Below are 18,731 nucleotides of genomic sequence, written 5' to 3'. Positions count from 1 at the left end.
GGCATCGCCTCGGTGCACCAGATACACCGCGCCGCCCGCATCGCAGGCAAGCCAGCCCCTACAAGGTCCGCGTCCACAGGGAAATTAAATTCAACTCAAATGGTTATTCTGGACAACTCCGCGCCAGGCTCCTGATTCACGCTCAATTGCGCGACGATGGCGTCCTGCAAGCGGCGGCACAGTTCAGGGTCGGACAGTGGCTGGTTGTCGGCATCGGTAATAAAAAACACGTCTTCGACCCGCTCGCCCAGGGTGGCAATCTTGGCGTTCTGCAACGACAGGTCAAACTCCAGGAAAATCCCGCCGATCCGCGCCAGCAGGCCAGGGCGATCGGGGGCGCTGAGCTCGAGTACCGTCACCGGGCGCTGGGCATCGTTGTGGATCGTCACCACGGGCGCAAAGGCGAAGTGCTTGAGCTGGCGCGGTACCCGGCGCTGGATGATGGTCGGGTAGTCGTCCGGGTTGCGCAGGGCCTCGGTCAGGCCCTCGCGGATCTTCTTCACGCGTTCGGGGTTGTCGCCGATGGACTCGCCTTCGGTGTCGAGCACGATATAGGTGTCGAGGGTGAACTGGCTGCTGGAGGTAATGACCCGCGCGTCATGGATGTTCAGGTTCAGCTGGTCCATCGCGGCCACGGTCACGGCGAAGAAGTCATGCTGGTCCGGCGCATAGATAAAGATCTGCGTGCCGCCTTCGAACTCGCGCTGGGTGGTTTCCTTGATCAGCACCAATGGGCCGCCGTCGGCCGGCTGCTGCAGGATCGCGTCGGTATGCCAGGCCACGTCGCCTGCGGTGTGGCGCAGGAAGTAATCATCCCCCAACTGCGACCAGAGCTGCTCGACATCGTCCGGGTCGTTGCCGCCGCGCACCAGGATATCCAGGGCCGCGTTCTGGGTGCGGCGGATCTGCTCTTCGCGGTCCACCGGGTTCTCCAGGCCACGGCGCAAGGCGCGCTTGGTCTCGGTGTAGAGCTGGCGCAACAGACTGGCGCGCCACGAGTTCCACAAGGTCGGGTTGGTGGCGTTGATGTCGGAGACGGTCAGCACGTACAGGTAGTCGAGACGGGTTTCGTCGCCGACGATCTGCGCAAAGTCATGGATCACCTGCGGGTCGGACAAGTCCTTGCGCTGGGCGGTGGTGGACATCACCAGGTGGTTCTGCACCAGCCAGACGATCAGGCGGCTGTCCCACTGCGGCAACTGGTGGCGCTGGCAGAAGGCTTCGGCATCCACTGCGCCGATTTCCGAGTGGTCGCCATGCCGGCCCTTGCCGATATCGTGATACAGGCCGGCCAGGTAGATCAGTTCAGGCTTGGGCAACTTGGCCATTAGCTTACTGGCCAGCGGGAATTTCTCTGACACCTGGGTGTATTGCAGCTTACGCAGGTGTTTGATCAGGTTCAGGGTGTGGGCGTCGACTGTATAGATATGGAACAGGTCGTGTTGCATCTGCCCGACAATAAAGCCGAACTCCGGCAGATAGCGCCCGAGGATGCCGTAGCGGTTCATGCGCCGCAGGTTGCGGTGAATGCCGACCTTGCACTTGAACAGCTCGATAAACAGGCTGGTGTTGCGGATGTCGTGGCGGAATTCGTCGTCGATCAGGTGACGGTTTTCCCGCAGCAAGCGGATGGTATCGGCGCGCACGCCCTTGATTTCCGGTTGCTGGGCCATCAGCACGAAGATTTCCAGCATGGCAAACGGCGTGCGTTTGAACACATTGTCGTTACGCGCCTCGATATAGCCATCGTGCAGTTGGAAGCGGGCGTTGATCGGTTGCGGCGGCGCTTCGTCTTCGGGGGCCAGGATTACTTCTTCGAAGTGCTGGATGATCAGGTCGCTGAGCTGGGCGATGCTCATGACCACCCGGTAGTACTGCTGCATGAAGCTTTCGATGCTGGTCTTCGCGTCTTCGCCCTCGAAGCCCAGCAGGGTGGCGATGGAGCGCTGGTGGTCGAACAGCAGGCGGTCTTCGGAGCGTCCGGCCAGCATGTGCAGGGCGTAGCGCACCTTCCACAAGAACTCCTGGGACGAGGCCAGCAGGGCGTTTTCGCTCTCCACCAAAAAGCCTTCGCCGGCCAGGGCCCGCAGGTTGAGGGTGCCGTACTGGCGACGGGCGACCCACAAAATGGTCTGGATATCCCGCAGCCCGCCGGGCGAGCCCTTGACGTTGGGTTCCAGGTTGTATTCGGTGTCGTTGTACTTGTGATGCCGGGCTTTCTGCTCGGCGCGCTTGGCCAGGAAGAACTCCTTGCTCGGCCACATATGCGCGGTGCTGGTGACTTCCAGCATGCGCTGGCGCAGACGCTCGGGGCCGCAGATGGTGCGGCTTTCCATCAGGTTGGTGACCACGGTCAGGTCGGCGCGGGCCTCTTCGGCGCATTCAGCCACCGAACGCACGCTTTGGCCGACTTCCAGGCCGATATCCCACAACAGCGTCAGAAAACGCTCGATGGAGTCACGAAAGATCTCATGGTCGGCGCTGTCCAGCAGGATCAGCAGGTCGATATCGGAGTAGGGGTGCAGTTCGCCACGGCCGTAGCCGCCGACGGCCACCAGGGCGATGTCGGCGTCCTCGCTCCAATCAAACTGCTCCCAGGCCTTTTGCAGGATGTTATCGACGAACCAGGCACGATCCTCGATCAGCCGGCGAATCTCCCGGCCGCTGCGAAAGCGCTCGTCGAGCACCTCGCGGGCCTGGCGGATGGCCTTCTTGAAGGCTGCTATGGGGCTGGCCTTCAGCGCCAGTTCCGCCTGGAACTGGCCACGGTCGAAGAGTTCTGGATCCACCTGGGGCATTGATCGGCTTTCCTTTCTATCTAGGTGTAGGTCACAACATTGCTATCTGGAAAGCCCGCTGCAAGCATCAGGCCGAAACGCGGGGAATCGTGTCGTCGGCGCGCAGGGTGAAGATCTCATAGCCCGTCTCGGTGACCAGCAGGGTATGTTCCCACTGCGCCGAGAGCTTGCGGTCCTTGGTGATGGCCGTCCAGCCGTCGCCCAGCACCTTGGTGTCGGCCTTGCCCTGGTTGATCATCGGTTCGATGGTAAACGTCATGCCTGCCTTGAGTTCCATGCCGGTGCCGGCACGGCCGTAGTGCAGGATCTGTGGCTCTTCGTGGAACACTTTACCGATGCCGTGGCCGCAGAACTCACGGACTACCGAGAAGCCGTTCTTTTCTGCGTGCTTCTGGATCACTTCTCCGATATCGCCCAGGCGGCAGCCCGGCTTGACCAGCTCGATGGCCTTGTACATGCATTCCTGGGTGACCTGGGACAGGCGCTCGGCCCACACCGGCACGTTGCCGACATGGAACATACGGCTGGTGTCGCCGTGATAGCCGTCCTTGATCACGGTGACGTCGATGTTCAGCGTGTCACCGTCCTTGAGCGGCTTGTCGCCTGGGATGCCGTGGCAGACCACGTGGTTGATCGAGGTACAGATCGACTTGGGGAAGCCTTTGTAGTTCAGCGGCGCGGGGATGGCTTTCTGCACGTCGACAATATAGTCATGGCAGATGCGGTCCAGGGCTTCGGTGGTGACGCCGGGCTTGACGTGTTCGGCAATCATTTCCAGTACGTCGGCCGCCAGTTTGCCGGCAACGCGCATACCTGCGATGTCTTCGGCGGTTTTCAGGGTAACGGTCATACAGGCTCTCTCTAGCGCGACGCGCTGAAATCAATACGGTTTACGGGCGTGCGACAAAAAGGTGCAGCGTTCGCACAAGCCCAAAAAACGCGATTCTAACAGACGCAAGGTGTAAACCATGAGTGTCTGGCTATCGCTTCTCTCTATAAGGTGTGGGTATTTTCACCCGATTCAATGGCTTGGGTGGCGCTGGCGGCAAGCAAGTGCGATTGCGGGTTTCGTTTTTGCCGATGCTGTGGTATAAAATGCGCCGCTTTCCGGGGATACCCCGCAAAGCTTAAATCCACACACGTGTCGACACGATGACCTGGGTGCCGGAGGCCTTGAAGCCGCTGGTTGGTCATTGGGATACGTGGAGGCCAAACCCGACTTATTAAGGAACTATCATGTCCCAAGTCAACATGCGCGATATGCTGAAGGCCGGTGTGCACTTCGGTCACCAGACCCGTTACTGGAACCCGAAAATGGGTAAGTACATTTTCGGCGCGCGTAACAAGATCCACATTATCAACCTTGAAAAAACCCTGCCAATGTTCAACGAAGCTCTGACTTTCGTAGAGCGCCTGGCTCAGGGCAAAAACAAGATTCTGTTCGTCGGCACCAAGCGTTCCGCTGGCAAGATCGTTGCTGAAGAAGCAGCACGTTGCGGTTCGCCGTACGTCGATCACCGCTGGTTGGGCGGCATGCTGACCAACTTCAAAACCATCCGTGCTTCCATCAAGCGTCTGCGTGACCTTGAAGTGCAAGCCGAAGACGGTACTTTCGCCAAGCTGACCAAGAAAGAAGCGCTGATGCGCTCCCGTGACCTGGAAAAGCTCGATCGTTCCCTGGGTGGTATCAAGGACATGGGCGGTCTGCCTGACGCACTGTTCGTTATCGACGTTGATCACGAGCGCATCGCGATCACCGAAGCCAACAAGCTGGGTATCCCGGTTATCGGCGTAGTCGATACCAACAGCAGCCCGGAAGGCGTTGACTACATCATCCCAGGCAACGATGACGCAATCCGCGCTATCCAGCTGTACATGGGTTCGATGGCTGACGCTGTAATCCGTGGCCGCAACAATGTTGGCGGCGGCACCGTAGAGTTCGCTGCTGAAGAAGCACCGGTCGCTGCAGCTGAGTAATTGACGCCCTGGCGTTGACTCAGTAAGCAAAAAGGGGGCTTGGCCCCCTTTTTGCCACCTCGAAAACCATTTGTGAGCGGCACAGCTACAGCATCTGTAACGTGCAGCGGTTAACAAGGGTGGTTCGGGAAGAATTGAACGCCCGTACAAGTCGGGTGGAATGGTTGAAAACCTATCCAAGAGGAATTTGAAAATGGCAGCAATTACTGCAGCGTTGGTTAAAGAACTGCGTGAGCGTACTGGCGAAGGCATGATGGATTGCAAGAAAGCCCTGGAAAAGGCTGACGGCGACATCGAAAAAGCCATTGATGACATGCGTGCTTCGGGCGCGATCAAGGCTGCCAAGAAAGCAGGCAACGTCGCTGCTGAAGGCGCTATCGCTCTGAAGGAAGACGGTAAATCTGCCGTTCTGCTGGAAGTGAACTCGCAGACCGACTTCCTGGCTCTGCAGGACGACTTCAAGGCATTTGTTGCTGCTAGCGTTGAAAAAGCGTTCGCCGACAAACTGACTGACGCCGCTCCGCTGATCGCCGCTCAAGAAGCTGATCGTCTGGTACTGGTCGGCAAGGTTGGCGAAAACGTCAACATCCGTCGTCTGGTGCGCGTTGAAGGTGATGTTGTCGGTGGTTACCTGCACGGCAACAAGATCGGTGTTGCAGTTGTCCTCAAGGGCGGCAACGTTGAACTGGCCAAAGACATCGCTATGCACGTAGCGGCCAGCAACCCTGAGTTCCTGCTGCCTTCGGAAGTTTCTGCCGAAGCGATCGAGCGCGAAAAAGCTGTGTTCCTGCAGCTGAACGAAGAAAAAATCAAAGGCAAGCCAGAAAACATTGTTGAGAACATGGTCAAAGGCCGTATCAGCAAGTTCCTGGCCGAAGCAAGCCTGGTTGAGCAGGCGTTCGTCAAGAACCCTGAAATCAAGGTTGGCGAGCTGGCCAAGAAAGCCGGTGCTGAAATCGTTTCCTTCACCTACTTCAAAGTAGGCGACGGCATCGAGAAGCCGGTCGACAACTTCGCTGAAGAAGTTGCTGCCCAGCTGGCTGCCGCTAAGCAATAAGACAGTTTTCAACTGTCGCCCAAGAGAGGCTGCCCGCTCACGCGCGCAGCCTCTTTTCAAATGGGATGCTCAATTTTATTTGGCTTCCCTTTGGAACTGGCTTACAAAGCCGTGTTCCGATGGCGCTGTGACAGCGTCCAGCTAGAGTGAACGCAAGCCGTAAACGGCTCGCCAAGAATTTTTTAAAAATACGCCGCAGGAGAGATTCGCAATGGCTCAGCAGGGCAGTGGTTATCAGGCTCGCTATAAACGCATTCTACTCAAGCTTAGCGGCGAGGCCCTGATGGGCTCGGAAGAGTTCGGGATCGATCCCAAGGTGCTTGACCGCATGGCGCTGGAAGTCGGCCAACTGGTCGGTATCGGCGTCCAGGTCGGCCTGGTGATCGGTGGTGGCAACCTGTTCCGTGGCGCCGCGCTCAGCGCTGCTGGCATGGATCGGGTCACTGGCGACCACATGGGCATGCTGGCCACTGTGATGAACGCCCTGGCCATGCGCGACGCCCTGGAGCGTGCCAACATCTCGGCCATCGTGATGTCGGCCATTTCCATGGTGGGTGTGACCGATCATTATGATCGCCGCAAAGCCATGCGCCACCTGAATGCCAAAGAGGTGGTGATTTTTGCCGCCGGTACCGGCAACCCGTTCTTCACCACCGACTCGGCTGCCTGCCTGCGTGCCATCGAAATTGATGCCGACGTAGTGCTCAAGGCCACCAAGGTCGATGGTGTCTACACTGCCGATCCATTCAAAGACCCGCATGCCGAGAAGTTCGATCATCTGACTTATGATGAAGTGCTGGATCGCAAGCTGGGTGTGATGGACCTGACGGCAATCTGCCTGTGCCGCGACCATAAGATGCCGCTGCGCGTATTTAACATGAACAAGCCCGGCGCCCTGCTGAATATCGTACACGGCGGCGCAGAAGGGACTCTGATCGAGGAAGGCCAACAATGATCAATGAAATCAAGAAAGACGCCCAAGCGCGTATGCAAAAATCCCTGGAGTCTCTGAACCACGCGTTTGGCCAGATTCGTACCGGCAAGGCCCACCCAAGCATCCTGGGCAGCGTGATGGTGCCTTACTACGGTTCCGACACCCCGCTGAGCGGCGTGGCCAACGTGACCGTAAAAGACTCGCGCACCCTGCAGGTCGTGGCCTTCGAGCGCAACATGCTCGCTGCCGTCGACAAGGCTATCCAGAGCGCTGGCCTGAACCTCAACCCGACCAACCTGGGTGAGTTGCTGCTGATCTCCATGCCGGCCCTGACCGAAGAAACCCGCAAGGGCTTCACCAAGCAGGCGCGCAGCGCAGCTGAAGATGCTCGCGTTGCCGTGCGCAACATCCGTCGCGATGCCTTGGGTGACCTGAAGAAACTGGTCAAGGACAAAGAAATCAGCGAAGACGAAGAACGTCGTGCCATCGCCGATATCGATAAGTTGACCAAGGAATCCGAGGCCCTGATCACCAAGGCCACGGAAGAGAAAGAAAAGGACCTGATGGCCGTATAAGGGGTCAGGACGCCTTCATGGAAAAGACCAAGCAGACTGTGCCCTCTGTGGTGCCGCGCCATGTCGCGATCATCATGGATGGGAATAATCGCTGGGCGAAAAAACGCTTTATGCCGGGTGTCGCCGGGCATAAAGCGGGTGTCGATGCGGTACGGGCCGTGATCGAGGTGTGTGCCGAGGCCAAGGTCGAGGTGTTGACCTTGTTTGCCTTCTCCAGTGAAAACTGGCAGCGCCCGGCCGAAGAGGTCAGCGCCTTGATGGACCTGTTCTTCAAGGCCTTGCGTCGTGAGGCCAAGCGTCTGAACGACAACAACATCAGCCTGCGTATCATCGGCGATCGCTCGCGGTTCCATCCGGAACTGCAGACGGCCATGCGTGAGGCCGAGGCTATCACTGCTGGCAGCAACCGCTTCGTCCTGCAAATCGCCGCCAACTATGGCGGGCAGTGGGACATTGCTCAGGCCGCCCAGCGCCTGGCGCGTGAAGTGCAGGCCGGTCATCTGCGGCCGGAAGACATCACGCCCGAGTTGTTGCAAACCTGTCTGGTGACCGGCGACCTGCCGTTGCCGGACCTGTGCATCCGTACCGGTGGCGAGCACCGCATCAGCAACTTCCTGTTGTGGCAGTTGGCCTATACCGAGCTGTACTTCTCCGACCTGTTCTGGCCGGACTTCAAACACGATGCCATGCGTAATGCGCTGGCCGATTTCGCTTCCCGTCAGCGTCGCTTCGGTAAAACGAGCGAGCAGATCGAAGCTGGAGCCCGGGTTTAATGCTTAAACAACGAATCATCACGGCACTGATCCTGCTGCCGATCGCCCTGTGCGGGTTTTTCCTGCTCGAAGGTGCAGGCTTTGCGCTGTTCATTGGTCTGGTCGTGACCCTGGGCGCCTGGGAATGGGCGCGCCTGGCAGGGTTTGCCGAACAACTGCCGCGGGTGGTGTACGCCGCCGTTGTCGCGTTGTTGCTGTTCCTGATGTACATCCTGCCGGATGTCGCACCCTGGGTGCTCGGGGCGGCGGTGCTGTGGTGGGCGTTGGCGACATTCCTCGTGTTGACCTACCCGCGGACCAGCAGCAAGTGGTCCAGCGTCGCCTGCAAGCTGGTGATCGGCCTGCTGATCCTGCTGCCGGCCTGGCAGGGCCTGGTCTATATCAAGCATATGGCCCTGGGCAACTGGTTGATCATGGCGGTGATGGTCCTGGTCTGGGGCGCGGATATCGGTGCGTACTTCTCCGGCCGTGCTTTTGGCAAGCGCAAGCTGGCCCCAGCGGTCAGTCCCGGCAAGAGCTGGGAAGGGGTATACGGCGGGCTGGCCTTGACGTTGTTGATTACCCTGGTTGTTGGCGTTATGCGTGATTGGGGGGGCAAACAAATCCTCCTGGCCCTGATGGGCGCGGCGGTGGTCGTACTGATCTCGGTGGTCGGCGACCTCACCGAAAGCATGTTCAAGCGCCAGGCTGGCATCAAGGACAGCAGTAACCTGCTGCCGGGCCATGGCGGTGTGCTGGACCGCATCGACAGCCTGACGGCGGCGATCCCGGTGTTTGCCGTATTGTTGTGGATGGCCGCTTCGTGAGCCGCCTGCAGCAGGTAACCGTGCTGGGGGCAACCGGCTCGGTCGGATTGAGCGCGCTGGATGTGATTGCCCGTCACCCTGAGCGCTACCAGGTATTTGCCCTGACCGGCTTCAGTCGCTTGAGCGAGCTGTTGGCGCTGTGCGTGCGGCACCGGCCGCAGTTCGCAGTGGTGCCGGATGGGACCGCTGCCCGTGGTTTGCAGGACGATCTGCGGGCTGCGGGTCTGTCGACCCAGGTGTTGGTCGGTGAGGAGGGCTTGTGCCAGGTATCCGCTGCCTCTGAAGTGGATACCGTGGTCGCTGCTATTGTCGGCGCCGCGGGTTTGCGTCCAACCCTCGCAGCGGTGGATGCTGGCAAAAAGATCCTGTTGGCCAATAAAGAAGCGCTGGTCATGTCCGGCGCGCTGTTTATGCAGGCCGTGCGCAAGAGCGCAGCGGTACTGTTACCGCTGGACAGCGAACACAACGCGATTTTTCAGTGCATGCCGGGCGATTTTGCCCGCGGCCTGAGTCAGGTCGGCGTACGGCGTATCCTGCTGACAGCCTCTGGCGGCCCGTTCCGTCAGACGCCGCTGGCCGAGCTGGAGCACGTCTCTCCCGATCAGGCTTGCGCTCATCCCAATTGGTCGATGGGGCGCAAGATCTCGGTGGATTCGGCCAGCATGATGAACAAGGGCCTGGAACTGATCGAAGCCTGCTGGTTGTTTGATGCTCGCGCCGATCAGGTCGAAGTGGTGATTCATCCGCAAAGTGTGATTCATTCCCTGGTCGACTACGTGGATGGCTCGGTGCTGGCCCAGTTGGGCAACCCGGACATGCGCACGCCGATTGCCAATGCCCTGGCATGGCCAGAGCGGATTGACTCGGGTGTGGCGCCCCTGGACCTGTTTGCTATTGCCCGCCTGGATTTCGAAGCACCGGATGATCAGCGCTTCCCTTGCCTGCGCCTGGCACGTGAGGCGGCAGAGGCGGGCAACAGCGCTCCGGCGATGCTCAATGCGGCCAATGAGGTCGCGGTTGCTGCGTTTCTTGATCGGCGCATCCGCTTTCCACAGATCGCGAGTATCATCGAGGAAATTTTGAGCCTTGAGCCGGTGGTTGCCGTGAATGATTTGGGCGCCGTGTTCGAGGCGGATGCCAAGGCCCGGGTCTTGGCCGAGCAATGGTTGAAACGCCACGCAGGTTAGTCGGCAGGCGCTGGATTGGAATGCGGAGAGATTAGATGAGTGCGCTCTACATGATTATCGGCACCCTGGTTGCTCTGGGTGTGCTGGTCACTTTCCACGAATTCGGTCATTTCTGGGTGGCGCGCCGTTGTGGCGTCAAAGTCCTGCGTTTTTCCGTGGGTTTTGGCATGCCGCTGCTGCGCTGGCACGACCGCAAGGGCACCGAATTCGTGATTGCTGCCATTCCCCTGGGCGGCTACGTCAAGATGCTCGACGAGCGCGAAGGCGAAGTGCCGGCTGATCAGTTGGATCAATCTTTCAATCGCAAGACCGTTCGTCAGCGGATCGCTATCGTGGCTGCCGGCCCGATCGCCAACTTCCTGCTGGCCATGGTGTTCTTCTGGGTCCTGGCAATGCTGGGCAGTCAGCAAGTGCGGCCGGTCATCGGTGCGGTGGAGGCGGGCAGCATCGCCGCCAAGGCTGGTTTGAGCGCCGGGCAGGAAATTGTTGCTATTGATGGCGAGCCTACTACAGGCTGGGGGGCGGTCAATCTGCAGCTGGTTCGACGCCTGGGTGAGAGCGGCACCGTACAACTGGTGGTGCGCGAGCAGGACTCCACGGCCGAGACACCGCGCGAGCTGGTCCTGGACAAGTGGCTCAAGGGCGCTGATGAACCTGATCCGATCAAGTCCCTCGGTATTCGTCCATGGCGCCCGGCACTGCCGCCGGTATTGGCTGAGCTCGATCCGAAGGGGCCGGCCCAGGCGGCCGGCCTCAAGACCGGTGATCGTTTGCTGGCCCTGGATGGCCAAGTGCTGGGTGACTGGCAGCAAGTGGTCGATCTGGTTCGTGTACGTCCTGATACGAAAATTGTGCTGAAAGTTGAGCGCGACGGTGCTCAAATCGACGTCCCTGTCACCCTCGCGGTGCGTGGAGAGGCCAAGGCAGCCGGCGGATACCTGGGTGCCGGGGTCAAAGGTGTCGAATGGCCGCCATCGATGGTGCGGGAGGTCAGCTTCGGGCCGTTGGCTGCAATTGGCGAAGGTGCAAGACGCACTTGGACCATGAGTGTGCTGACCCTCGATTCGCTGAAGAAAATGTTGTTCGGCGAGCTCTCGGTAAAAAACTTGAGTGGGCCGATAACCATTGCTAAAGTGGCGGGCGCTTCTGCCCAGTCGGGCGTTGCTGATTTCCTGAATTTCCTGGCTTATCTGAGTATTAGCCTAGGAGTTCTGAATTTGTTGCCCATTCCAGTATTGGATGGGGGGCATCTGTTGTTTTATCTCGTCGAGTGGGTGCGTGGTCGCCCCTTGTCGGATCGGGTGCAGGGTTGGGGGATACAGATCGGTATCAGTTTGGTGGTCGGGGTGATGTTGTTAGCCTTGGTCAACGATCTGGGACGTCTGTAACGCTTCGCTGAATTGCGAATCTGCCGCATTTTGCGGCAGTTTGTTTATTGCCAGTTGGAATAAGAAAGGACTTCATGAAACGTCTGCTGCTAACTGCGGTTCTCACCGTATTGATGATCGCCGAAGTTCACGCCGAGTCCTTCACCATCTCCGATATTCGCGTCAACGGCCTCCAGCGGGTTTCCGCGGGTAGCGTCTTTGGCGCCTTGCCGTTGAACGTTGGGGAACAGGCTGACGACCGTCGCCTGGTGGAATCCACTCGTGCGCTGTTCAAAACCGGCTTCTTTCAAGATATCCAACTGGGTCGTGAAGGCAACGTCCTGGTCATCACTGTCGTCGAGCGGCCTTCTGTCGCCAGTATCGAGATCGAAGGCAACAAGGCGATCTCCACTGAAGACTTGATGAAGGGTCTCAAACAGTCCGGCCTGGCCGAAGGCGAGATCTTCCAGCGTGCCACCCTCGAAGGCGTGCGTAACGAGCTGCAACGTCAATACGTTGCCCAGGGCCGTTACTCCGCTTCCGTGGAAACCGAAGTGGTGCCGCAGCCGCGCAACCGTGTCGGTCTGAAGGTCAACATCAACGAAGGCACTGTGGCGGCGATCCAGCACATCAACGTGGTGGGTAACACCAAGTTCGCCGACGACGACCTGATCGACCTGTTCGAACTCAAGACCACCAACTGGCTGTCGTTCTTCAAGAACGACGACAAGTACGCCCGTGAAAAACTCTCCGGTGACCTGGAGCGCCTGCGTTCCTACTATCTGGACCGTGGCTATATCAACATGGATATCGCTTCGACCCAGGTGTCCATCACCCCGGACAAGAAACACGTGTACATCACCGTCAACGTCAACGAAGGCGAGAAGTACCGTGTTCGTGACGTGAAGCTCAGCGGCGACCTGAAAGTGCCTGAAGACCAGGTCAAGTCCCTGCTGCTGGTCCAGAAGGACCAGGTGTTCTCGCGCAAGCTGATGACCACGACTTCCGAGCTGATCACCCGTCGCCTGGGTAACGAAGGCTATACCTTCGCCAACGTCAACGGCGTGCCGACCCCGCACGATGATGACCACACTGTGGACATCACCTTTGTCGTCGATCCAGGCAAGCGTGCCTACGTCAACCGCATCAACTTCCGTGGCAACACCAAGTCCGAGGACGAAGTGCTGCGTCGTGAAATGCGTCAGATGGAAGGTGGCTGGGCTTCGACCTACCTGATTGACCAGTCCAAGACCCGTCTTGAGCGCCTGGGCTTCTTCAAGGAAGTCAACGTCGAAACCCCGGCCGTACCGGGTGTGGATGACCAGGTCGACGTGAACTACGCCGTGGAAGAACAAGCCTCCGGCTCGATCACCGCCAGTGTCGGTTTTGCACAGAGTGCCGGCCTGATCCTTGGTGGCTCGATCACCCAGAACAACTTCCTGGGTACTGGTAACAAGGTTTCCATCGGCCTGACCCGCAGTGAATACCAGAGCCGCTACAACTTCGGTTATGTGGACCCCTACTGGACTGCTGATGGTGTGAGCCTGGGCTACAACGCTTTCTACCGCACCACCGACTACAAAGACCTCGACGTCGACGTTGCAAGCTATGCGATCGACAGCCTGGGTGCCGGTGTCAACGTGGGCTACCCGATCAGTGAGACTTCGCGTCTGACCTTCGGCCTGACCGCGCAGCAGGATGAGATCAAGACCGGTGTCTACACCGTGGACGAGATCTTCGACTTCACCCGTCGTGAAGGTGACAAGTTCCTCAACTTCAAGGCCTCTGCCGGTTGGTCCGAGTCCACCCTGAACAAAGGCGTGCTGGCGACCCGTGGTCATTCCCAGAGCCTGACCCTGGAAGCCACCACCCCAGGTAGCGACCTGTCGTTCTTCAAACTCGACTACCGTGGCCAGTTGTTCACGCCGTTGAGCGATAACTACACCATGCGCCTGCACACGGAATTGGGCTATGGTGATGGCTACGGTTCGACCGATGGCCTGCCGTTCTACGAGAACTACTACGCCGGTGGTTTCAACTCGGTACGTGGCTTCAAGGACAGCACCCTGGGTCCACGTGGTACGCCAAGCCGTGGTGTTGGTGAAACCGGTAACGTCGGCACCGTGCGTGACTCGGACAATGATCCGCTGCCATTCGGTGGTAACGTGCTGATTCAAGGTGGTGCTGAAATTCTGTTCCCGCTGCCGTTCGTCAAGGACCAGCGTTCCCTGCGGACCTCGGTCTTCTGGGATGTGGGTAACGTATTCGACTCCAAGTGCGAGCAGATCCGTAACCCAAGCGGCTTGAAGTCCAACACCCAGTGCAACGACGTCAGCTTGAGCAATCTGGCCAGTTCCGTGGGTGTGGGGGTGACCTGGATTACTGCCCTGGGTCCGCTGAGCTTCGCCTTGGCGATGCCAGTCAAGAAACCGGATAACGCTGAAACCCAGATTTTCCAATTTTCCCTCGGCCAGACGTTCTAAGCGTCCGACCCAAGATAACGACAACGGATTCTGTAGGAGTGCATCGTGCGTAAGTTGACTCAATTGGTTCTTCTGGCAACTGTGCTGGTAGCGACCCCGGCGTTTGCCGAAATGAAAATCGCCGTCCTGAACTATCAGATGGCTCTGCTGGAATCCGATGCGGCCAAGAAGTACGCCGTGGATGCCGAGAAGAAATTTGGTCCGCAACTGACCAAGCTCAAGACCCTGGAAAGCAGCGCCAAGGGCATCCAGGATCGTCTGGTCGCCGGTGGCGATAAAATGCAGCAAGGCGAGCGCGAGCGTCTGGAGCTTGAGTTCAAGCAAAAGGCCCGTGACTATCAGTTCCAGTCCAAGGAGCTGAACGAAGCCAAGGCTGTTGCTGACCGTGAAATGCTTAAGCAACTGAAGCCAAAACTCGACAGCGCCGTGGAAGCAGTCATCAAGAAAGGTGCCTTTGACCTGGTCTTCGAGCGTGGCGCCGTGATTGACGTCAAGCCTCAATACGACATCACCCGCCAGGTGATCGAGCGCATGAACCAGCTGAAGTAAGCCATGACCGCGACTATCAAACTCGGTCAATTGGCCGAGTTCCTGGGGGCTACCTTGCGTGGCTCCCCGGAGAAGGAAATCACTGGGCTAGCCACCTTGCAGGAGGCTGGCCCAGCTCAGTTGAGCTTCCTCGCAAACCCCCAATATCGTAAATACCTGGGCGACAGCCAGGCTGCAGCCGTATTGCTGAAGGCCGCTGACGCCGAGACGTTTGCCGGGGATGCGCTGGTGGTGGCTGACCCTTACGCGGCTTACGCGCGGGTGTCGCACCTGTTCGATCCGAAACCCAAAGCGGCTCCTGGTATCCATCCTTCTGCTGTCATCGCCGATGATGCTCAGGTAGATCCTGCGGCGAGCATCGGTGCTTTTGTGGTGATCGAGAGTGGTGCGCGCATTGGCGCCGGTGTGACTGTCGGAGCCCATTGCTTTATCGGTGCCCGCAGTGAAATCGGTGCAGGTGGCTGGCTCGCGCCGCGCGTGACCCTGTACCACGATGTGCGTATCGGGCAGCGAGTGGTGATTCAGTCGGGTGCCGTGATCGGCGGCGAAGGCTTTGGCTTCGCCAACGAGAAGGGCATCTGGCAGAAGATCGCCCAGGTCGGCGGTGTGCTGATCGGTGATGATGTGGAGATTGGCGTCAACACTGCCGTCGATCGCGGGGCCCTGGCCGATACCGTGATTGGCAATGGTGTGAAGCTGGACAACCAGATCCAGATCGCCCACAACGTACAGATTGGCGATCACACGGCCATGGCCGCGTGTGTCGGCATCTCTGGCAGCACCAAGATCGGCAAGCATTGCATGCTGGCCGGCGGTGTCGGCTTGGTGGGCCATATTGAAATCTGCGACAACGTATTCATTACCGGAATGACCATGGTGACCCACTCGATTACCGAGCCAGGGGCCTACTCTTCCGGTACAGCGATGCAACCCGCGGCCGAGTGGCGCAAGAGCGCGGCCCGTTTAAGGCAGCTCGACGACATGGCGCGGCGCCTGAAACATCTGGAAAAGCGTGTTGGGGACGTGACCCCTGGCAGTAATGTTTCATCAGATGGCTGATACCATTTCCATATCAAGTGTGCACAGCAGCTAGACTGCCTTCTTGATTTGCTAGAGGGGCGTGCCTTAGTCCGCGCGCTCCCAATCTTTATTACAGGCTTCCCCCCGAAATGATGGACATCAACGAGATTCGCGAATACCTGCCTCACCGTTACCCGTTCCTGCTGGTGGACCGTGTAGTGGAACTGAATGTTGAGGAAAAGCGCATTCGTGCCTACAAGAATGTCAGCATCAACGAACCATTCTTCAACGGTCACTTTCCCGCGCATCCGATCATGCCGGGCGTGCTGATCATTGAGGCAATGGCCCAGGCCGCTGGTATCCTCGGTTTTAAAATGCTCGACCTCAAGCCTGCCGATGGCACGCTTTACTATTTCGTGGGCTCCGACAAGCTGCGCTTCCGCAACCCGGTCACCCCAGGTGACCAGTTGATCCTGGAAGCCAAGTTCGTGAGCTGCAAGCGCCAGATCTGGAAATTCGAATGCCAGGCCTCCGTTGACGGCAAGCCTGTGTGTTCCGCCGAAATCATCTGTGCGGAACGCAAACTATGAGTTTGATTGACCCTCGCGCAATCATCGATCCGACGGCCGTGCTGGCCGCCGACGTTGAGGTCGGCCCCTGGTCGATCATCGGCGCAGGTGTGGAAATCGGCGAGGGGACTGTCATCGGGCCGCACGTGATCCTCAAGGGTCCGACCCGCATTGGCAAACACAACCGCATCTACCAGTTCTCCTCGGTAGGCGAAGATACGCCGGACATGAAGTACAAGGGTGAGGAAACCCGCCTGGTAATCGGTGATCACAACATCATTCGTGAAGGCGTGACCATTCATCGTGGCACAGTGCAGGATCGGGCGGAAACGACCCTGGGTGATCACAATCTGGTGATGGCCTACGCCCATATCGGTCACGACAGTGTGATCGGCAACCACTGCATCCTCGTCAATAACACTGCGCTGGCCGGCCATGTGCACGTTGACGACTGGGCGATTCTTTCCGGTTTCACCCTGGTGCATCAGTACTGTCATATTGGTGCCCATAGCTTTTCCGGCATGGGTACCGCTATTGGCAAGGATGTACCGGCGTTCGTCACGGTTTTTGGCAACCCTGCCGAAGCCCGCAGCATGAACTTCGAAGGCATGCGCCGACGTGGTTTCAGCGAAGATGCCATCCACGCCCTGCGCCGCGCTTATAAAGTGGTGTATCGCCAGGGGCTGACGGTTGACCAGGCGCTGGCCGAGCTGGCCGAGCCGGCGGCGCTGTTTCCAGAAGTTGCCATCTTCCGCGATTCGATCCAGGCATCGACTCGCGGCATCACCCGCTGATCATGGCCACGCTGCGTATTGCATTGGTGGCCGGAGAAGCTTCCGGCGATATCCTCGGCGCTGGCCTGATGCGCGCCATCAAGGCGCAGCATCCAGCCGTTGAATTCATTGGGGTCGGCGGCCCGCTGATGCAGGCCGAAGGCCTGACTTCCTACTTTCCCATGGAGCGTTTGTCGGTCATGGGGCTGGTGGAAGTGCTGGGGCGCCTGCGCGAGCTGCTGGCTCGGCGCAAACTGCTGATCCAGACCCTGATTGCAGAAAAACCGGACGTCTTTATCGGTATCGACGCACCGGACTTCACCCTCAATATCGAACTCAAACTGCGTCAGGCCGGGATCAAGACCGTGCATTACGTCAGCCCGTCCGTATGGGCGTGGCGGCAAAAGCGTGTGCTGAAGATCCGCGAAGGCTGCGACCTGATGCTGACCCTGCTGCCTTTCGAGGCGCGGTTCTACGAAGAGAAGGGCGTGCCGGTCAGGTTTGTCGGCCACACCCTTGCCGATACCATTCCGCTGCAGGCTGATCGCGCCGCCGCCCGCGCCGCGTTGGGCCTGCCCGACGGGCCGCTGGTGGCGTTGATGCCCGGTAGCCGTGGCGGTGAAGTCGGGCGCCTGGGCGCACTGTTTTTCGATGCGGCCGAGCGTCTGCTGGCCTTGAAGCCCGGGGTGCGGTTTGTACTGCCGTGCGCCAGCCCGCAACGGCGTGCACAGATCGAGGCCTTGCTGGTAGGACGTGACCTGCCGTTGACCCTGCTCGACGGTGGTTCGCACCTGGCCCTGGCGGCCTGTGATGCGGTGTTGATCGCCTCCGGTACCGCCACGCTGGAGGCTTTGCTCTACAAGCGGCCGATGGTTGTGGCCTATCGCCTTGCGCCGCTGACCTACTGGATTCTCAAGCGCATGGTCAAAAGCCCGTACATCTCCTTGCCCAACCTGCTGGCCCAGCGGTTGTTGGTGCCGGAGTTGCTGCAGGACGCTGCTACCCCCGAGGCCTTGGCCCAGACCATTCTGCCGTTGATCGATGGTGGCGAAGAGCAAACCCGCGGCTTTGACGAAATTCACCGTACCTTGCGCCGTGATGCGTCGAACCAGGCCGCAGACGCCGTGTTGACCTTGATCGGCCGCCAGCAGGAAACCCTATGAAGACGCAAATGGGCCTGGATTTCAGCCTGGTCGCCCAAACCCACGAACTGGTCGCCGGTGTCGATGAAGTAGGGCGCGGCCCGTTGTGCGGCGCGGTGGTCACGGCGGCGGTGATTCTTGATCCGAATCGTCCGATCCTCGGTCTCAACGACTCGAAGAAGCTCACCGAAGCCCGTCGTGAAAAGCTTTTTGATGAAATTTGCGAAAAAGCCCTCAGCTGGCATATCGCCCGGGCCGAAGTCGAAGAAATCGACGAACTGAACATCCTGCATGCCACGATGCTGGCCATGCAGCGCGCCGTCGAGGGCCTGCACATCACCCCCAAGCTGGCGATGATCGACGGCAATCGCTGCCCGAAGCTGGCGATGCCGGCCGAGGCGGTGGTCAAGGGTGATAGTAAGGTGCCGGCAATTGCCGCCGCCTCCATCCTGGCCAAGGTCAGTCGTGACCGTGAGATGGCGGCGTTCGAATTGATCTATCCGGGCTATGGCATAGGCGGCCATAAAGGCTACCCGACGCCCGTTCATCTGGAAGCCCTGGCTCGATTGGGCCCGACGCCGATCCACCGCCGCTCGTTTGCCCCGGTACGCCAGGCTTATGAGGTGCGCGAAAGCCTGGTCGAGCTTTAGGCGCAGGCTGATGTTTTACTCAAGGCCCGGTACAATCCGGGCCTTGTTGTTTTCACACGTATCTAGACAGG

17 protein-coding genes are annotated in these 18,731 nt (G+C 59.2%); 15 read left to right on the top strand and 2 right to left on the bottom strand.

Annotated elements, in window-relative coordinates:
- Nucleotides 1-95: 95 nt before the first annotated feature.
- Complete coding sequence (locus JFT44_RS19880) at nucleotides 96-2,798, bottom strand: [protein-PII] uridylyltransferase (RefSeq protein WP_057958694.1); 2,703 nt, start codon at nucleotides 2,796-2,798, stop codon at nucleotides 96-98.
- Nucleotides 2,799-2,865: 67 nt separating this feature from the next.
- On the bottom strand, nucleotides 2,866-3,648 hold the full coding sequence (map, locus tag JFT44_RS19875) for a type I methionyl aminopeptidase (protein WP_032858167.1): 783 nt from the start codon (nucleotides 3,646-3,648) through the stop codon (nucleotides 2,866-2,868).
- Between the two features lie 386 nt (nucleotides 3,649-4,034).
- Here map and rpsB point away from each other — a divergent pair, with 386 nt between their 5' ends.
- The 15 genes from rpsB (at nucleotide 4,035) to rnhB (ending at nucleotide 18,660) form a co-directional block, all read left to right on the top strand.
- Nucleotides 4,035-4,775 (top strand): 30S ribosomal protein S2, encoded by a 741-nt coding sequence (gene rpsB / locus JFT44_RS19870; protein WP_029297291.1) that lies wholly within the window; start codon nucleotides 4,035-4,037, stop codon nucleotides 4,773-4,775.
- A 193-nt stretch (nucleotides 4,776-4,968) separates the two neighbouring features.
- The gene (gene tsf / locus JFT44_RS19865; RefSeq protein ID WP_003172264.1) at nucleotides 4,969-5,832 is read left to right on the top strand and encodes a translation elongation factor Ts; all 864 of its coding nucleotides are present in this window, start codon (nucleotides 4,969-4,971) and stop codon (nucleotides 5,830-5,832) included.
- Nucleotides 5,833-6,043: 211 nt separating this feature from the next.
- A complete protein-coding gene (pyrH, locus tag JFT44_RS19860) occupies nucleotides 6,044-6,787 on the top strand; it encodes a UMP kinase (protein WP_003172271.1) in 744 nt (247 codons plus the stop codon).
- Entirely contained in the window at nucleotides 6,784-7,341 is a 558-nt protein-coding gene (gene frr, locus JFT44_RS19855) for a ribosome recycling factor (RefSeq protein ID WP_057439907.1), read from the top strand. Before pyrH ends, frr begins: the two co-directional genes overlap by 4 nt.
- Nucleotides 7,342-7,358: 17 nt before the next feature.
- A complete protein-coding gene (gene uppS / locus JFT44_RS19850; protein ID WP_057439905.1) occupies nucleotides 7,359-8,114 on the top strand; it encodes a polyprenyl diphosphate synthase in 756 nt (251 codons plus the stop codon).
- Nucleotides 8,114-8,920, top strand: coding sequence for a phosphatidate cytidylyltransferase (locus JFT44_RS19845; protein WP_057439903.1), 807 nt, complete (start codon nucleotides 8,114-8,116; stop codon nucleotides 8,918-8,920). The genes uppS and JFT44_RS19845 overlap by 1 nt, the downstream gene beginning before the upstream one ends.
- Complete coding sequence (ispC, locus tag JFT44_RS19840; protein ID WP_169990168.1) at nucleotides 8,917-10,107, top strand: 1-deoxy-D-xylulose-5-phosphate reductoisomerase; 1,191 nt, start codon at nucleotides 8,917-8,919, stop codon at nucleotides 10,105-10,107. Before JFT44_RS19845 ends, ispC begins: the two co-directional genes overlap by 4 nt.
- A gap of 35 nt (nucleotides 10,108-10,142) precedes the next feature.
- Nucleotides 10,143-11,495, top strand: a complete 1,353-nt coding sequence (gene rseP, locus JFT44_RS19835; protein ID WP_057958696.1) for a sigma E protease regulator RseP — start codon at nucleotides 10,143-10,145, stop codon at nucleotides 11,493-11,495.
- A 74-nt stretch (nucleotides 11,496-11,569) separates the two neighbouring features.
- Nucleotides 11,570-13,957, top strand: a complete 2,388-nt coding sequence (gene bamA / locus JFT44_RS19830; RefSeq protein ID WP_198831051.1) for an outer membrane protein assembly factor BamA — start codon at nucleotides 11,570-11,572, stop codon at nucleotides 13,955-13,957.
- A 45-nt stretch (nucleotides 13,958-14,002) separates the two neighbouring features.
- Complete coding sequence (locus tag JFT44_RS19825) at nucleotides 14,003-14,506, top strand: OmpH family outer membrane protein (protein WP_057958698.1); 504 nt, start codon at nucleotides 14,003-14,005, stop codon at nucleotides 14,504-14,506.
- 3 nt (nucleotides 14,507-14,509) lie between these two features.
- On the top strand, nucleotides 14,510-15,565 hold the full coding sequence (gene lpxD, locus JFT44_RS19820) for a UDP-3-O-(3-hydroxymyristoyl)glucosamine N-acyltransferase (RefSeq protein WP_115127530.1): 1,056 nt from the start codon (nucleotides 14,510-14,512) through the stop codon (nucleotides 15,563-15,565).
- 110 nt (nucleotides 15,566-15,675) lie between these two features.
- Nucleotides 15,676-16,116 (top strand): 3-hydroxyacyl-ACP dehydratase FabZ, encoded by a 441-nt coding sequence (fabZ, locus tag JFT44_RS19815; RefSeq protein ID WP_029297270.1) that lies wholly within the window; start codon nucleotides 15,676-15,678, stop codon nucleotides 16,114-16,116.
- Nucleotides 16,113-16,889 (top strand): acyl-ACP--UDP-N-acetylglucosamine O-acyltransferase, encoded by a 777-nt coding sequence (lpxA, locus tag JFT44_RS19810; RefSeq protein WP_032858160.1) that lies wholly within the window; start codon nucleotides 16,113-16,115, stop codon nucleotides 16,887-16,889. The genes fabZ and lpxA overlap by 4 nt, the downstream gene beginning before the upstream one ends.
- Before the next feature lie 2 nt (nucleotides 16,890-16,891).
- Nucleotides 16,892-18,031, top strand: a complete 1,140-nt coding sequence (gene lpxB, locus JFT44_RS19805; protein WP_198831050.1) for a lipid-A-disaccharide synthase — start codon at nucleotides 16,892-16,894, stop codon at nucleotides 18,029-18,031.
- Entirely contained in the window at nucleotides 18,028-18,660 is a 633-nt protein-coding gene (gene rnhB / locus JFT44_RS19800; protein ID WP_057439893.1) for a ribonuclease HII, read from the top strand. Before lpxB ends, rnhB begins: the two co-directional genes overlap by 4 nt.
- Nucleotides 18,661-18,731 lie beyond the last annotated feature (71 nt).

It is taken from the genome of Pseudomonas sp. MF5691 (assembly GCF_016405645.1).
Lineage (GTDB): Bacteria > Pseudomonadota > Gammaproteobacteria > Pseudomonadales > Pseudomonadaceae > Aquipseudomonas > Aquipseudomonas shahriarae.
This window is presented reverse-complemented; position numbering and strand designations above follow the sequence as displayed.

What these genes read in the sequence shown, in the direction of transcription:
- JFT44_RS19880 (WP_057958694.1), bottom strand. Translation starts at nt 2,798, where the DNA reads ATGCCCCAGGTGGATCCAGAACTCTTCGACCGTGGCCAGTTCCAGGCG.
- map (WP_032858167.1), bottom strand. Translation starts at nt 3,648, where the DNA reads ATGACCGTTACCCTGAAAACCGCCGAAGACATCGCAGGTATGCGCGTT.
- rpsB (WP_029297291.1), top strand. Translation starts at nt 4,035, where the DNA reads ATGTCCCAAGTCAACATGCGCGATATGCTGAAGGCCGGTGTGCACTTC.
- tsf (WP_003172264.1), top strand. Translation starts at nt 4,969, where the DNA reads ATGGCAGCAATTACTGCAGCGTTGGTTAAAGAACTGCGTGAGCGTACT.
- pyrH (WP_003172271.1), top strand. Translation starts at nt 6,044, where the DNA reads ATGGCTCAGCAGGGCAGTGGTTATCAGGCTCGCTATAAACGCATTCTA.
- frr (WP_057439907.1), top strand. Translation starts at nt 6,784, where the DNA reads ATGATCAATGAAATCAAGAAAGACGCCCAAGCGCGTATGCAAAAATCC.
- uppS (WP_057439905.1), top strand. Translation starts at nt 7,359, where the DNA reads ATGGAAAAGACCAAGCAGACTGTGCCCTCTGTGGTGCCGCGCCATGTC.
- JFT44_RS19845 (WP_057439903.1), top strand. Translation starts at nt 8,114, where the DNA reads ATGCTTAAACAACGAATCATCACGGCACTGATCCTGCTGCCGATCGCC.
- rseP (WP_057958696.1), top strand. Translation starts at nt 10,143, where the DNA reads ATGAGTGCGCTCTACATGATTATCGGCACCCTGGTTGCTCTGGGTGTG.
- bamA (WP_198831051.1), top strand. Translation starts at nt 11,570, where the DNA reads ATGAAACGTCTGCTGCTAACTGCGGTTCTCACCGTATTGATGATCGCC.
- lpxD (WP_115127530.1), top strand. Translation starts at nt 14,510, where the DNA reads ATGACCGCGACTATCAAACTCGGTCAATTGGCCGAGTTCCTGGGGGCT.
- fabZ (WP_029297270.1), top strand. Translation starts at nt 15,676, where the DNA reads ATGATGGACATCAACGAGATTCGCGAATACCTGCCTCACCGTTACCCG.
- lpxA (WP_032858160.1), top strand. Translation starts at nt 16,113, where the DNA reads ATGAGTTTGATTGACCCTCGCGCAATCATCGATCCGACGGCCGTGCTG.
- lpxB (WP_198831050.1), top strand. Translation starts at nt 16,892, where the DNA reads ATGGCCACGCTGCGTATTGCATTGGTGGCCGGAGAAGCTTCCGGCGAT.
- rnhB (WP_057439893.1), top strand. Translation starts at nt 18,028, where the DNA reads ATGAAGACGCAAATGGGCCTGGATTTCAGCCTGGTCGCCCAAACCCAC.